The sequence below is a fragment of the Actinorhabdospora filicis genome (genome assembly GCF_030269765.1).
GTDB lineage: Bacteria > Actinomycetota > Actinomycetes > Mycobacteriales > Micromonosporaceae > Actinorhabdospora > Actinorhabdospora filicis.
The window spans coordinates 216,482-228,592 of the sequence record NZ_BSTX01000003.1; the positions used below are offsets into that span (position 1 = coordinate 216,482).

Sequence of the window (12,111 nt, forward strand, 5' to 3'; positions counted from 1 at the left end):
CGACCGACGGAGGATCCCCCTCCGGGGCGGGTGGGTGGGGGGATGGCTTTGTTCGGGGTTGCGGCGGGTTTTTGGGTTGCGGGTCTCGGCTGGTCTACGGTTGCCGTCGGTTTTTCGGCTCACCCCACGTGGGTGGGGAGCGCGTCTATCTCGAACAACTCCACTACCGTGACGATGGCTCACCCCCACACCAGTGGGGAGCACCCTTCCCGACCTGCGCCTCTACCTCACCCCGCGCACGTTCCCGTCCGCTCGCGAGCCCCTCACCCCTTCCCCATCCCCGGCTTCCTCTCGCCCGGCTCAGTGGCCCACGAACCCGAGCCCTTCCGCTTCGCGTGGTGCCCCACCATCTGCACCAGCGACGCGGTGAACCTCTCCCGCTCGCCCTCGTTCAGCGGCGCGAGCAGCTCGTCCTGCGCCTCCGACACCAGCTTCGCCAGCCGCTCTCTAAAGGCCAGGCCGTCCTCGGTCACCGAGACCACGTTCCGCCGCCGGTCCGCCGGGTCCGGTGTCCTGGTGATCAGTCCTTTCTCCTCCAGCTCGCTCGTCACCGCCGTGACGTCGCTTCGGTCGAGGTGTGTATGCCGCCCGAGGTCGGCCTGGCTCATCGGCCCGAATTCCGCGAGTGCCGACAGGGCCGAGTAGTGGTGTCGGCGGACTCCCAGTGACTCCAGGCGCTCGCCGACCATGCGCTGGGCGTGTGCTGCGAGCTGGTTCATCAGCCAACTCGGCGTGCGCCGAAGGATCGCCGGGGGAGCATCGTCGGCGGGGTCCATGGGGCCTCCAAAATTATTGGCACTGCCAACGTTGGCAAGACCAACAGTTCCTGTTAGTGTTGGCGCTACCAACGAATCCTATCGGGAGACGACATGAGCGACACCGCTATCCACCCCTTCCGTCTCGACGTTCCCCAGGCCGACATCGACGACCTGCGCTTCCGGCTCGGCCGGGTGCGGTTCCCCGCCGCCGCGCAGCGGGATGACCAGGGCATCGCCCAGGACCGCGTGGCGGCTTTGGCCGAGTACTGGCTGGAGAAGTTCGACTGGCGCGCCGCCGAGGCCCGCATCAACGCGTTCCCGCAGTTCACCACCACCATTGACGGCCAGAACGTTCACTTCATCCACGTGCGGTCCGAGCGTGCGGACGCCGTGCCGCTGCTGCTGGCGCACGGGTGGCCCGGCTCGGTCGTGGAGTTCCTGGACGTCATCGGGCCCCTGACGAACCCGGACGAGGGTCCGGCCTTCCACCTGGTCATCCCGTCGATCCCGGGCTTCGGGCCCTCCGGCCCGATCACCGCGCCCAACTGGGATCCGGCGCGCATCGGTGCGGCGTTCGCCGAGTTGATGGCGCGGCTGGGCTACACGCGGTACGGCGTGCAGGGTGGGGACTGGGGTGCGGGGCTGGTCCGGCTGGTCGCCGCGCACGCGCCGGAGGCGGTCATCGGCATCCACATGAACTACGCGCCGCACCCGCCGGCCGCCGATACCACTGGTTTCAGCGAGGACGATGTCGCGCGCAACGAGCACATCCGCGACTTCATCGCCAACCGGCCCGCTTACTGGCGCGTGCACGAGACGCGCTCGCAGACCATCGGGTACGCGCTCGCCGACTCGCCGATCGCAGCGCTGGCCTGGTACGGCGAGAAGCTGGACGCCTGGGCGGACCCGAGCGCGCCGCTGACGGACGAGCAGATCCTCACCGACATCTCGCTGCACTGGTTCTGCGGCACCACCGCCACCGCGCCGCGCATCGGTGCCGAGGCCGCCGCCGTTCCGGGGCCGCCTCCGGCGGTGAGCGCGCCGATCGCGGTGATGGTGTTCCCGCACGACATCGTGCGGCCGGTGCGGAGTGTGGTGGCGAAGCTGGCGCCGACGCTGGTGCGCTGGACGGAGGCCGAGCGGGGTGGGCACTTCGCGGCACTGGAGGTGCCGGAGATCTTCGCCGCCGACGTCCGGGCGTTCTTCGCCGATCTGTCCTGAGCCGTCCCGGCGGACTGACCGAAAGGGCGGCCGGACGGACCTAAACGCCGCCTGATCGACTCTCCACTTCGCCTGGCCCCGCGCATAGCGTCGGGGCCATGCCGACGTCAGCCCAGAACCCCGACGCGGCCGCGCAGCCCGAGGAGACCCCGGTGACCGAGCCGCAGAAGAAGACCACCACCACCGCCGAGATTCGCAAGTGGGCCGTCGAGGGCGGCTACGGCGTCGCAGACCGGGGGAAGCTGCCGACCGCGATCATCGAGGCCTACCGGGCGGCTCATCCCGACTGAGTTCTACCAGCCCGGTCCACGGGTAGGGCGGGATGAGGAACCGCCCGAGCCGGGGCGCGAGCCAGCGGCCGTCCCGGAACTCCAGTCCGGTGGCCGGATCCGGCGGCGGTGGTCCATGGTGGACGGTCACCTCGCCGTCGCGGACGATCGCGTGGCCGAGCCGGTGCCCGTCCAGTACCAGCGCGAGGACGACGGTTCCGCCCGCGCGGGACCAGTCGCCGCGCCGCTCAATGAGGTCGATCCGGCCGCCGGGGTGGTGGACCTCGGTGGCCGCCAGTGCCGTGCCCTCGTAGTGGTGGCGGACGCGGCGGCCGTCGGCTATGTCCACAAGGGACAGCCGGTCGGCGGCGTCCCAGGCCAGTCGCGCGCCCGGCACCCGCACGGTCCGGCCGCGGCCGTCGTAGTCGAAGAGCGCGGAGAACACCCCGGCGGCGTCGCGGGGGCGGCTGTGGGCCATGAGCCGGTTGGACAGCGGGTCGCCGGTCTCGGGATCCTCCTCGTGGTGGAAGAACCGCGTGCCCTCCAGGGAGGCGGTGACCAGGGTGTTCCCGGCCGGGTCGTAGCCGCGGTGGAAGAAGGCGGTCGGCGTCATCGTGGCCACGTGCCGTCCCAGCGCGTCGTGGGCGTAGCGGACCGGCCCGTCGGCGACGAGTTCGCCGGTGGCGTTGTAGAAGCGGGTGAACTCGGCGCCGCCGAGGTGCCGGACGCGCGTCGGCCGCCCGCACGGATCGCGGTCGAGCACCTCGATCAGGCGGAGGGTGCGGCCGCCCAGCCGCAGCGACAGTCCATTGTGGTCGCGCAGCAGCTCGCTCCCGTCCGGGAACGGTCCGGTGTGGACGGACGGCTCGGCGCGCTCGATCGCCGCCCCCTCGCCGTCGCGGCGCTCCACGGCCCGTCCGGCGGCGTCGGGCAGCGTGATCCGCACGCCCGCGTCGGCGTCCACGGCCGCCAGTTCGCGCCCGAGCAGGTCGTTGACCCGGCGCAGGACGGTCAGGCCGCGAGGGTCGGTGACCGCCGCGACCGCGCCCGAGGCGTCCAGCGCGGTGTGCGTGGCGTACTGGTCGACGCCGCCGGCGTCGGCGATCGCGATGACCGCGCGCCCCAGGGGATCCAGGTGCGTGGTCGCGGGGGTGTCGGCGTGGCGGGCCGAGAGCCAGGCCGCGCGCGCCCCCGGCCCGGGCGGTTCGGGCCCCACCGGGTCGGGGGCGCCGCGCGCGGCGTACCAGCGGGAGGAGAGCACGGTGTCCCCGGCGTCCCAGGTCTCCCGGCGCCAGGCGTGCCGGTCTGTGGTGGACACCGTGCCGTCGGGGCGCTCGGCGCGCAGGACGCGGCCGAGCGGATCGCGGACCACTGCCTCTTGGGGCATTGTGGACGAAAGAGGGCCGGATGGCGGGCGCGGCCCGGTTCCGGTGATCCAGTACCCGGCGCCGTCGACGAGGTAGCCGAGCGCGGCCATCCGCTCGTCGTCGACCGCCTCGCCGAAGACCGCGCGCAGCAGGCCGCGCGTGACGGCCAGGCGGCGGACGTGATGGACGAGCCCGCGCCCGGCCGAGCCGTGCGGCAGCGGACCGCGCATCGCCGCGTCCCAGTACCGCACGCGCGTGGCCGCGATGAGCCGGTGGCGCGGCGAGCGGTGGTCGGGGACGTCCTCGAAGGCGGCCGGGCGGCTCCCGGCGAGCGCGGCGGCCAGGGTCTGCGGCGTGAAGGGCTCGCCGGGTTCGGGCGCGGCCAGGCCGGTGACCTCGAAGCGGTCGGTCCCGGCGGTGCGTCCGTCCACATCGGAGAGCAGGTGGCGGGTGAGGGTGACGTGCAGGACCTCCTGCCCCGGCTGGCGGGGCACGATGCGCGGATAGGCCACGCGCGCCGACTCCAGGAGCTGCCCGCGCGGGCCGAAGGCGAGGGCGATCTCGTGGGTGACGCGCGGGTCGGGCTGCGGGAGGCAGCGCTCCAGGCGCGAGGTGATCGTCTCCAGTGGACGCACGACCGGCCCGTCGGGGGTGCGCAGGACGATGTGCCGGTAGCGGGTGACCAGGTAGGGCACCGCACCCCGGTCGCTGCCGTCCTCGGCGTGCGTTTCTGCGCGGACGACGCGCCCGGCGAGCAGCGCGCGCTCGGCGGGCGTGGCGTCGTCGGGCAGCACCGCCGGTCCCGGCGGCGGCACGGGAGCGTAGTGCCCGTACGTGTCCTCACCGTGCCGCCAGACCAGGGTCCGGACGCGGGGAGCGGTCCCGGTACCGCGCATCACCGGTCCTCCCCGTCGCGTCGGGCGTGGATCGGGCCACGGAGATGAGGTTCCGGCACCGCCGTGGCCCGACCGCTCCACTCAAACGCGGATCGGGCCGCGATGAATCGGGGAGAACCCTATGAGCCGCGCCGGATCAGCTCGATGCGGCCGCGTACACCGAGTTTGCGGTAGGCGCTGGACAGGTTGGCCTCGACGGTCTTGACGCTGACGTGCGCGGTGGCGGCCACCTCGCGGTTGGTCATGCCGTCGGCGACCAGGGCGACGATGCGCGCCTCGGTGGGGGTGAGCTCCAGCGGCGGGATGTGCCGCTGGCCGCAGCGGCTCAGCTCGTCGGCGGTCCGCCGCGACCACAGGACCGCGCCGAGCCGGGTGAAGATCTCCTGCGCCGACAGCAGGGCCTCCCGGGCGGCCTTCTTCTGCTTGCGGGCGCGCAGGGCGCAGCCCTTGACCAGCAGGGTCCGGGCGCGCTCGAAGGGCATCGGGAGCGTCTCGCAGGCGGTGAGGACCTCGTCGAGGGCGGCCTCGGCGGCCACGGCGTCCCCGGCGGCCAGCCGCAGCAGTGCCCGCGACCGCCCGACGGCCACGGTCAGCCAGGGACGCGGGGCGGCGGCCAGGCGGCTTTCCATGTCCCGCAGGCGATCGGTGGCCCGCGCGGGATCGCCGGTGGCGATCAGCGCCTCCACCTGGTCGGCGTGGAAGGCGTGCCGGGCCGGGTCGGGGATGCCCATGCGCGCCACCAGCGCCTCGGCGCGCGCGAAGACGTCCACGGCGTCGGCGGCGCGGCCCAGCGACAGGTCCAGGAAGCCCAGGACCTGGAGGTGCAGGGCCGCCACGTACGGGTCGTCGGCGCTCTCGGCCAGCGCCAGCCCGCGCGTGGCGTGCTTGCGGGCGGCCTCGTCGTCGCCGAGGTGCGCGTCGACCATGGCCAGCGCGTACAGGCAGAACCCGCACCAGCGGCGCTGCCCGGTCTGCTCCACCATCGCCAGGGCCGCGGTGGCGCGTTCCCTGGCGCGGCGCCAGTCCCCGAGCCAGCAGTCCAGTTCGGACAGCAGCATCAGCATGTGGCCCTGCTGCTCGTCGCCGCGCTCGGCGGTCCAGCGGTGCCGGGCGGCGAAGCGGTCGCGGGCGCGCGGCAGGTCGAAGTAGCGGTCCCAGTCGGCGATCGCCGTCCACGCCCAGGCTCCGGCCCAGGTGCGCGGCGCGGTCAACTCGAACAGCCCGGACGCCTCGGCGACGTCCCCATGGGACGGTCCGCCGCCGCTCATCATCCGGTACATCGCCGCCACCGACAGCACCAGCGCCAGCAGCTCCGGGTCGGGTTCGGGCAGCGCGCGCATGATCTCCAGCGCCTTCGCCGAGGCCTCGCTCTGCGCCCCGGCGTCGTGGGTGCTGAACCACGACAGCCGCAGCAGCAGGACCGCCTCCAGCTCCGGCGCGCCGGCCGCTTCGGTGAGCGCGGCGCGGCAGGCGTCGGCGGCCTCGGCGGTGCTGCCCTGGTAGAACAGGATCTCGGCGAGCTCGGACAGCGCCCGCGCCCGCGGCTCGCCCGCCGGTAGCCGCGGGACGGCGTCCTCCAGCACGATCCGCGCCCGACCGGCGTCGCCGGAGGTGAACAGGCAGCGCGCCTGCCTGCTCTGCCGCCTGGCGCGCTCGGGATCGTCGGGGAACGTGTGCCGCAGCGCCAGTTCCCAGAGCCTGGCGGCGGTGGCGGGCGCGGCCCGGGCGTCGGCGCGGCGCGCGGCGGCGTCCAGCGGCGCGGCCAGCTTCGGGTCGAAGCCCTCGGCGGCCAGCGCCAGGTGCCAGGCGCGCGCCTCCTCGTCGGTGACCACTGTGGACAGTCGCCTGTGGACGGTGTGCCGGTGTTCGCCGGTGGCGCGATCGTAGACGGCGGCCGCGTACAGCGGATGGGCGAAGGCGATCCGGCCCTCCCGGATCTCGACCAGGCCGGCCTCCTCGGCCGGGGCGAACAGCTCGCCCCCGTGCCTGCCCAGGGCGTCGCGGACGTCCCGGACCGTCGGATGCGCCAGCGCCGCCGCGTACAGCAGCGCCTCGCCGGTGGCCTTCGGCAGGGCCGCGACCCGGTCGGCGATCAGCTCGCCGACGCTCTCGGGGGCGGGCAGCCGCTCGGCCGGGGACGCCGGTGGCTCGCGGCGGATGCGCTCGGCGGTCTCCAGCGCGAAGAGCGGATTGCCCGCGCAGATCTCGTGCAGGTGCGTCAGGACCGGGCGCGACAGCTCCAGCCCCGCCCGGTCCCGCACCAGATGGTGCAGCTCGGTGAGGCCGAGGGGTCCGAGGTGGACGGTGGTGCGGTCGTCGGCCAGGCGGGTGTCGGTCAGGTCGAGCGGCCCGGCGTCCGGTTCGCTCGCGCGCACCGTCGTCAGCAGCAGCAACGGTTCCTTCGTCAGCCGCCGCAGCGCGTAGTTGAGGGCGCGGGCGGTGGCCGCGTCCAGCCATTGCGCGTCATCGACGGCGAGGACGGTGGGGCCGGGCAGCCGCCGCAGGACCGAGAGCGTGGCGACGCCGACGGTGCGCGGGTCGAGGGGCGTGTCGCCGGGGTGGGCGCGGAGCAGGACGACGTCCATGGCCTCGCGCTGCGGGGTGGGGAGGCCGTCGCGGACGTCGTCCCAGCAGCCGTCGAAGAGGTCGAAGAGGCCGGTGAAGGACATCCGGGCCTCGGTCTCGCTGGTCTTGGTGGACAGGACCCGCAGCTCTCTGGCGCGGGCCCGGTCGGCGGCCAGGGTCCACAGGGTCGTCTTGCCGATCCCGGCCTCGCCGTAGAGGATCAGCGCGCCCGGCGCCTCCCGGGGCGTGTCGAGGACGGCGCCGACCAGCGACAGCTCGGCCGCTCTGCCGAAGACACGCATCGCGCCACCCCTTTTACGCGAACCCCACGCGGTCATTACATAACGGCGGGAGGTTGATCACAAGCGTCCGCTTTCCCGACGGGGTCTTCGGGCGGTGGTGCTGTTAGGGTGCTCGGGCCCGGCCGCCCCCGATACACCGAGGAACCATGTCCGACTTCACCGTGACCTTCGAGCCCGCGCCCCAGAGCCCGGTCGTGCCGTCCGGTTCCCGCAACCACCGGATCGCCTCGGTGCTGCTGTGGGTGCTCTTCGGCGTCCAGGTGGCGCTGGTCGTGGCCGGCTATGTGCTCGCGGTGCTCATCGAGCGTCCCTACGACATCGAGACCGCCGCCGCGCTCTACGAGCTGCCGAGCACGGTGACCGGGCTGCTGTACGCGTCCGTGATCGCCTTCGCGGCGGTCGGTGTGCGCCGCGGCGTCCGGCTCGCGCGCTACGTCGCCTTCGGTGTGGCCTTCGTCGGCGAGTGGGGGTTCATCGAGAGGCTCGGCTGGTTCGCCTCGACGGTCCTGCGCTGGAGTGACACGGGGACCTGGAGTTTCCTGCCGCTGCTGGAGAGCGTCCCCGCGGCGGTGCTCGGTGTGATCGTCTTCGTCCTGCTCGTGCGGCGCGAGCCTCAGGTCCCGGTCGCGGGCGTCTCCTAGCGCTCCACCTCCTCGCGGCCGGTCACCGCCGAGGTCTCCAGGATCACCAGCTCGCGCCGGCCGGCGGTGAGCACCTTCAGGTAGCCCGGCGGAGTGTCCAGGACGTAGCCGTAGAGCGTGCCGTGGGCGGTGTCGATGCGCTCCAGCGACACCCACGGGTCGTGGATGACGGCCGCGCCGACCAGGACCACCGCGAGCGTGATGGCGCCGACCTGCGCCACGAGCCAGCGCGCGGCACGGCCGCCGGGGTTGCGGTGCCGCTCCCGCATCAGGAAGTACAGCCCGGCGGTCAGCAGCAGGACCAGCGGCGGCAGCCACCACGCGGCGAAGGACCACACCATCGCCACCGCGAAGGCGGTGAGGATCAGCAGCCCGGCGGCCGAGCCGCTGTACCGCTCGCCCTGGCGCCGCTGCCGCACGAGCCGCACCACCAGGATCGGGAACAGGATCAGCAGCGCCGCCGCGCTGATCACCTCGTCGGCCATCGCGGTGCCGACCGCCATGGTCAGCACGTCGTCGAGGTTGATGGTGTCGGCGACGGAGAAGGCGGTGCCCCAGTGCCAGTGGACGACGGCCATCATGCGCAGCACCAGGAACAGGGCGGCGATGCCGGTCCAGGTGAGGCCGCCGTGGGCGCCCTGGACCTTCTGGTGGCTCATCGGCCCTCCCCGTCATGGGCGCGTCGGACCGACTCACGGTATGACGCGGCGGGGGAGGAGGGTGGCGAATCGCCTGAGAGCGCACAAAGACACCGCCACACGGTGAGACCGGGTGGCGGGCCCTGTGGGGAGGGATCGCGCCGGGCCACGCTCGCCCTGCTGGAGGCTTGATCGGCCCGGCGCAGTGCGAGCATATTGTAGTTGCAAAGAGTTTGCAATAAGCGCGCCGAAACCGGCCCGGATCGTGGACGGGTGATGGCGCGGGTCGTGTGTGGATCTCGCGGGTGACCTTCGGCGGACGCGGACGCGGTGATGCCACGATGACGGACCCACCCCCGGAGGCTTCGTGACACCCGCCGACGCGCCCGCGCCGTTCGTCCCACTGGAGGGACTCGCCGCGATCGCCCCGCCCGAGGTCCGCGACGCCCTGCCCCTGGGCGGGTGGCGGATGGACGCCCTCCACAAGCTGCGGCTGCCCGTGCGGGACGTGGCGGTCGCCGAGCTCGGGTGGCTGCTCGACCTGCGCGTGTGGCAGGCCTACGGGCGGCACTTCGCGGTGAGCCCGAGGGACGTCCTGGCCGCGCCGGACGTTCTCGCCCACCAGCACGAGCGCGCGATGCGGGCCGACCTGGCCTACCCGGTCCACCTGTGCCCGTGGCGGGGCAGGACGGTGATCCTCGACGGCTTCCACCGGCTGCTCAAGGCGGTGCTGACCGGGCGCGAGACGCTGCCCGCGATGCTCCTCGGCGAGGAGGAGTTCGCGGCGATCGGTGGTTTGAGGGAGGGCTGACTGCCATCCCCGCCCTGCGGGGATTACGCCGATGGTGCGTTGATCATGCCCGGCAAGGGGGGCTCATCCCCGCGAGCGCGGGGAAACACCAGCGACAACTCGCGTCTCTGGCAAGTGCACGGCTCATCCCCCGCGGGGACCCTACTTCAGCTGCCCCAGCACCAGCGGCCACCAGCCGTCGCCCTCGAAGGCCGCCGGGTCGATGCGGCGCATCCGCTCGGCGAGCTCCTCCGCACGTGCCGCGCGGCCGGTCTTCCCCTCGTCCTCCTCGACGAAGAGGGCGAACTGGTACAGGAACTCCACGAAGGTCCGGTAGTTGGTGTTGACCCCTTGGACGTCCTGGGCCTCCAGGTCGAACTGGAGGATCTCGCCGCTGGCGGGGTCGAGCACGTACAGCAGGTTGGGGTTGTCGGCGACGGCGCCGACCACGATGAGCTGGATGTCGAGGGAGCCGTCCTCGGTCATCAGCCGGATCACGTCGAACATCTGCGGGCTGCCGGTCAGGTAGCCGGTGTAGACGATCTCCACGGCGAGGGGGATCTCGTCGCCGATGGGGAGCATGTCGGGCGTGAAGCCGCCCTCCAGCCAGGCCTCGCGGGGGTAGGGCCCGAGCTCCTCTTCGTCCCAGAGGGACAGGAAGCGGGGGTCGGCGCTCATGCGTTCTCCTCCGGCGAGCCGAGGAGCCCGGCCTCGGTCAGCAGTGTGAACCAGGCGTCGGACTTCGGCGCGCGCTCAAGGGCGTCGTCGCCGAGGACGGTCCGCACGAGTTCGGGGTAGCGGGGGCCGAGGACGAAGGCGTCGAGGAACTCGGCGAGGGAGGGCGCGAAGTCCTCGATGGCCACGTCCTCGTCGGGGTTCTCCCACAGGAACACGTAATCGTCGGGGTCGAGCCAGTAGACGCCGCCGTCATTGGCGTCCATGCGAATGGGCGCGCCGTCGATCTCGGGGGGCGCGCCGAGGATCTCGAAACCGATCTCCACGGGATTTCCCATGGGGTCCTCGTCGTCGACCGGACGCGATTCCCACGCTTCCTGGGAAACGATCGAAGAAGGCGTCGGGAAACGGAAATAGGAGCCTTCGAGGTGCCCGATGATCCGGTACACCTCGCCCACTCCCTCGGGCAGCCCGTCGACGTCCTCGACGCCGGACGCCGGTCGCGCCACGGTCGCGCCGCGCACGGTCAGGCCGGTCACGCGGTCCATCTTCGCCCGCAGCGAGGCGAGCGCGTCCTCGACGCCCATCAGGGGATCACCTTCACGATCACCGGCGTTCCGGGCGGTACGTCCCGCAGCGCCACGCTGATCTCGCGGCCCAGGTGGCGGTTGGTGTAGGCGTCCATCATGCGGAGGTTACCGTAGATGTCCTTGCCGTCGAGCTGGAGCTCGTGGATGTGGTCGGGGTCGAGTCCGTCGCCGACTTTGGTGACGTTCTTCTTGCCGCCGTAGAGTTTGCGGACGAGTTCCTTGTTCGCCTGGTATTTGCGGCCGTTCTTGGTCAGCCGCCGGATCATCCGGTCGCGGTGGACGTTGGTGCGCGTGCGGTCCTTGCCGGTCTTCTTGTCGCGGACCTTCGTGCGTTTGGATTCGGCCTTCTTGAGTTTTCCCTCGCGGCCGAGCCGTTCCAGGTCCTTGGCCTTGCGGTCGAAATCGGCCTTGTGGAAATCGGGCCGTCTTTTCAGGACGAGAATGGCCGGGCCGTTGGGGGCGGGCCCGCCGCCCTTGGCGGTGCGGAACACGTCGGCGTTCTCCAGCCACGCCGAGACGACCTTGGCGCCCTTGGCCTGCGCGGCGCGGGGCGGGTTGGTGCGTCCCCTAACCATTCAGCACCGCCTCGATGGCCATGTTGATCAGCTGGTCGACGATGAAGCCGGTGATCATCTTGAAGATGGGGATCTCCAGCAGGGACGCCCCGAAGGTCACCGCGGCGGTGGCGATGGCCTGGGCGATCTGGATGGCCAGCAGGATGAGCTGGATGATCACCTGGATCTTCAGGGCCAGGACGACGCCGGCGGCGATCATCAGCCCGATGCTGATCACGTTGGTGGGCTCGGTGGCGTCCATGATGTTCTTCGCCGCCGACTCGTGGTCGGCCCACTCCCCGGCGAAGGCCTCGATGTCGGCGCCGGAGTTGTTCTCGATGATGGTGCGCGCGGCCGACTCCAGGTTCGAGACCGAGGAGTTGATCTTGTCGGCCATGCCGGTCCACTCGCCGGCCAGGGAGAAGATCTTCTGCTCGTCCGACTCCGGCCAGTCGTAGCCGATCATGGACAGCAGGGAGGTCAGCTCACCGGGAAGTTGCAGGCCCACGTCTCGTTCTCCCTATCCGCCGATGGCGCCGAGGATGGTCTCGAAGGAGGCCCTGGCCTTCTCCTCGCCCTCCTCGTGCTTGTCGGCCATGTCGTTGAGGGAGTCGACGTAGCTCTCCAGCTCGGTGACGTTGGTCGTCAGGCACTCCAGGGCGCCCTCGATGACCGACTGGTGGGCGACCCCGACGAGCATGCCGATGGTGTCGCCGCCGAAGGCCTCGGCGAAGGACTCCACGGCCGTCTGGAAGGCCTCCAGGTGCTCCCGGACGGTCTCCTTGGCGCGCTCCATTTCGGCGGCGCCGCGCCGGATGGACTCCACGTCGATGTCGAGCGCCATG

At 72.1% G+C, this 12,111-nt stretch carries 13 protein-coding genes; 4 read left to right on the forward strand and 9 right to left on the reverse strand.

Annotated features, from left to right (window positions below; genetic code table 11):
- Window positions 1-263: 263 nt before the first annotated feature.
- Window positions 264-776: a MarR family winged helix-turn-helix transcriptional regulator gene (locus QSK10_RS21280; protein WP_285664673.1), complete on the reverse strand. Its 513-nt coding sequence runs from the start codon at window positions 774-776 to the stop codon at window positions 264-266.
- 93 nt (window positions 777-869) lie between these two features.
- Here QSK10_RS21280 and QSK10_RS21285 point away from each other — a divergent pair, with 93 nt between their 5' ends.
- Together QSK10_RS21285 and QSK10_RS21290 are read left to right on the forward strand one after the other, a co-directional pair.
- The gene (locus QSK10_RS21285; RefSeq protein ID WP_285664674.1) at window positions 870-1,979 is read left to right on the forward strand and encodes an epoxide hydrolase family protein; all 1,110 of its coding nucleotides are present in this window, start codon (window positions 870-872) and stop codon (window positions 1,977-1,979) included.
- 98 nt (window positions 1,980-2,077) lie between these two features.
- A complete protein-coding gene (locus QSK10_RS21290) occupies window positions 2,078-2,269 on the forward strand; it encodes an Lsr2 family DNA-binding protein (protein WP_285664675.1) in 192 nt (63 codons plus the stop codon).
- Here the strand turns inward: QSK10_RS21290 and QSK10_RS21295 are convergent.
- Window positions 2,235-4,511 (reverse strand): toxin TcdB middle/C-terminal domain-containing protein, encoded by a 2,277-nt coding sequence (locus QSK10_RS21295; RefSeq protein ID WP_285664676.1) that lies wholly within the window; start codon window positions 4,509-4,511, stop codon window positions 2,235-2,237. The genes QSK10_RS21290 and QSK10_RS21295 overlap by 35 nt on opposite strands.
- 119 nt (window positions 4,512-4,630) lie before the next feature.
- Window positions 4,631-7,378, reverse strand: a complete 2,748-nt coding sequence (locus QSK10_RS21300; protein WP_285664677.1) for a helix-turn-helix transcriptional regulator — start codon at window positions 7,376-7,378, stop codon at window positions 4,631-4,633.
- 146 nt (window positions 7,379-7,524) lie between these two features.
- Here QSK10_RS21300 and QSK10_RS21305 point away from each other — a divergent pair, with 146 nt between their 5' ends.
- Complete coding sequence (locus tag QSK10_RS21305) at window positions 7,525-8,019, forward strand: hypothetical protein (RefSeq protein WP_285664678.1); 495 nt, start codon at window positions 7,525-7,527, stop codon at window positions 8,017-8,019.
- On the opposite strand, the gene QSK10_RS21310 is transcribed toward QSK10_RS21305, so the two are convergent.
- Window positions 8,016-8,678: a hypothetical protein gene (locus QSK10_RS21310; protein ID WP_285664679.1), complete on the reverse strand. Its 663-nt coding sequence runs from the start codon at window positions 8,676-8,678 to the stop codon at window positions 8,016-8,018. The two genes, QSK10_RS21305 and QSK10_RS21310, sit on opposite strands and share 4 nt — an antisense overlap.
- Before the next feature lie 346 nt (window positions 8,679-9,024).
- Between QSK10_RS21310 and QSK10_RS21315 the strand changes: the two genes are divergently transcribed.
- Window positions 9,025-9,468, forward strand: a complete 444-nt coding sequence (locus QSK10_RS21315; protein ID WP_285664680.1) for a hypothetical protein — start codon at window positions 9,025-9,027, stop codon at window positions 9,466-9,468.
- Window positions 9,469-9,609: 141 nt separating this feature from the next.
- Here the strand turns inward: QSK10_RS21315 and QSK10_RS21320 are convergent, their stop codons facing one another.
- The 5 genes from QSK10_RS21320 to QSK10_RS21340 are packed head-to-tail and all read right to left on the reverse strand — an operon-like array spanning window position 9,610 to window position 12,110.
- Entirely contained in the window at window positions 9,610-10,125 is a 516-nt protein-coding gene (locus QSK10_RS21320; protein ID WP_285664681.1) for an SUKH-4 family immunity protein, read from the reverse strand.
- Window positions 10,122-10,709 carry a hypothetical protein gene (locus QSK10_RS21325; protein ID WP_285664682.1) on the reverse strand — a complete coding sequence of 196 codons (588 nt, stop codon included), beginning with the start codon at window positions 10,707-10,709 and terminating at the stop codon, window positions 10,122-10,124. Before QSK10_RS21325 ends, QSK10_RS21320 begins: the two co-directional genes overlap by 4 nt.
- Entirely contained in the window at window positions 10,709-11,287 is a 579-nt protein-coding gene (locus QSK10_RS21330; RefSeq protein ID WP_285664683.1) for a hypothetical protein, read from the reverse strand. The genes QSK10_RS21325 and QSK10_RS21330 overlap by 1 nt, the downstream gene beginning before the upstream one ends.
- A complete protein-coding gene (locus QSK10_RS21335) occupies window positions 11,280-11,774 on the reverse strand; it encodes a WXG100-like domain-containing protein (RefSeq protein WP_285664684.1) in 495 nt (164 codons plus the stop codon). Before QSK10_RS21335 ends, QSK10_RS21330 begins: the two co-directional genes overlap by 8 nt.
- Window positions 11,775-11,786: 12 nt before the next feature.
- A complete protein-coding gene (locus tag QSK10_RS21340; protein ID WP_285664685.1) occupies window positions 11,787-12,110 on the reverse strand; it encodes a hypothetical protein in 324 nt (107 codons plus the stop codon).
- Window position 12,111 lies beyond the last annotated feature (1 nt).

Excerpts from the sequence above, each read along its gene's own strand:
- QSK10_RS21280 (WP_285664673.1), bottom strand. The coding sequence starts at position 776 with ATGGACCCCGCCGACGATGCTCCCCCGGCGATCCTTCGGCGCACGCCG.
- QSK10_RS21285 (WP_285664674.1), top strand. The coding sequence starts at position 870 with ATGAGCGACACCGCTATCCACCCCTTCCGTCTCGACGTTCCCCAGGCC.
- QSK10_RS21290 (WP_285664675.1), top strand. The coding sequence starts at position 2,078 with ATGCCGACGTCAGCCCAGAACCCCGACGCGGCCGCGCAGCCCGAGGAG.
- QSK10_RS21295 (WP_285664676.1), bottom strand. The coding sequence starts at position 4,511 with ATGCGCGGTACCGGGACCGCTCCCCGCGTCCGGACCCTGGTCTGGCGG.
- QSK10_RS21300 (WP_285664677.1), bottom strand. The coding sequence starts at position 7,378 with ATGCGTGTCTTCGGCAGAGCGGCCGAGCTGTCGCTGGTCGGCGCCGTC.
- QSK10_RS21305 (WP_285664678.1), top strand. The coding sequence starts at position 7,525 with ATGTCCGACTTCACCGTGACCTTCGAGCCCGCGCCCCAGAGCCCGGTC.
- QSK10_RS21310 (WP_285664679.1), bottom strand. The coding sequence starts at position 8,678 with ATGAGCCACCAGAAGGTCCAGGGCGCCCACGGCGGCCTCACCTGGACC.
- QSK10_RS21320 (WP_285664681.1), bottom strand. The coding sequence starts at position 10,125 with ATGAGCGCCGACCCCCGCTTCCTGTCCCTCTGGGACGAAGAGGAGCTC.
- QSK10_RS21325 (WP_285664682.1), bottom strand. The coding sequence starts at position 10,709 with ATGGGCGTCGAGGACGCGCTCGCCTCGCTGCGGGCGAAGATGGACCGC.
- QSK10_RS21330 (WP_285664683.1), bottom strand. The coding sequence starts at position 11,287 with ATGGTTAGGGGACGCACCAACCCGCCCCGCGCCGCGCAGGCCAAGGGC.
- QSK10_RS21340 (WP_285664685.1), bottom strand. The coding sequence starts at position 12,110 with ATGGCGCTCGACATCGACGTGGAGTCCATCCGGCGCGGCGCCGCCGAA.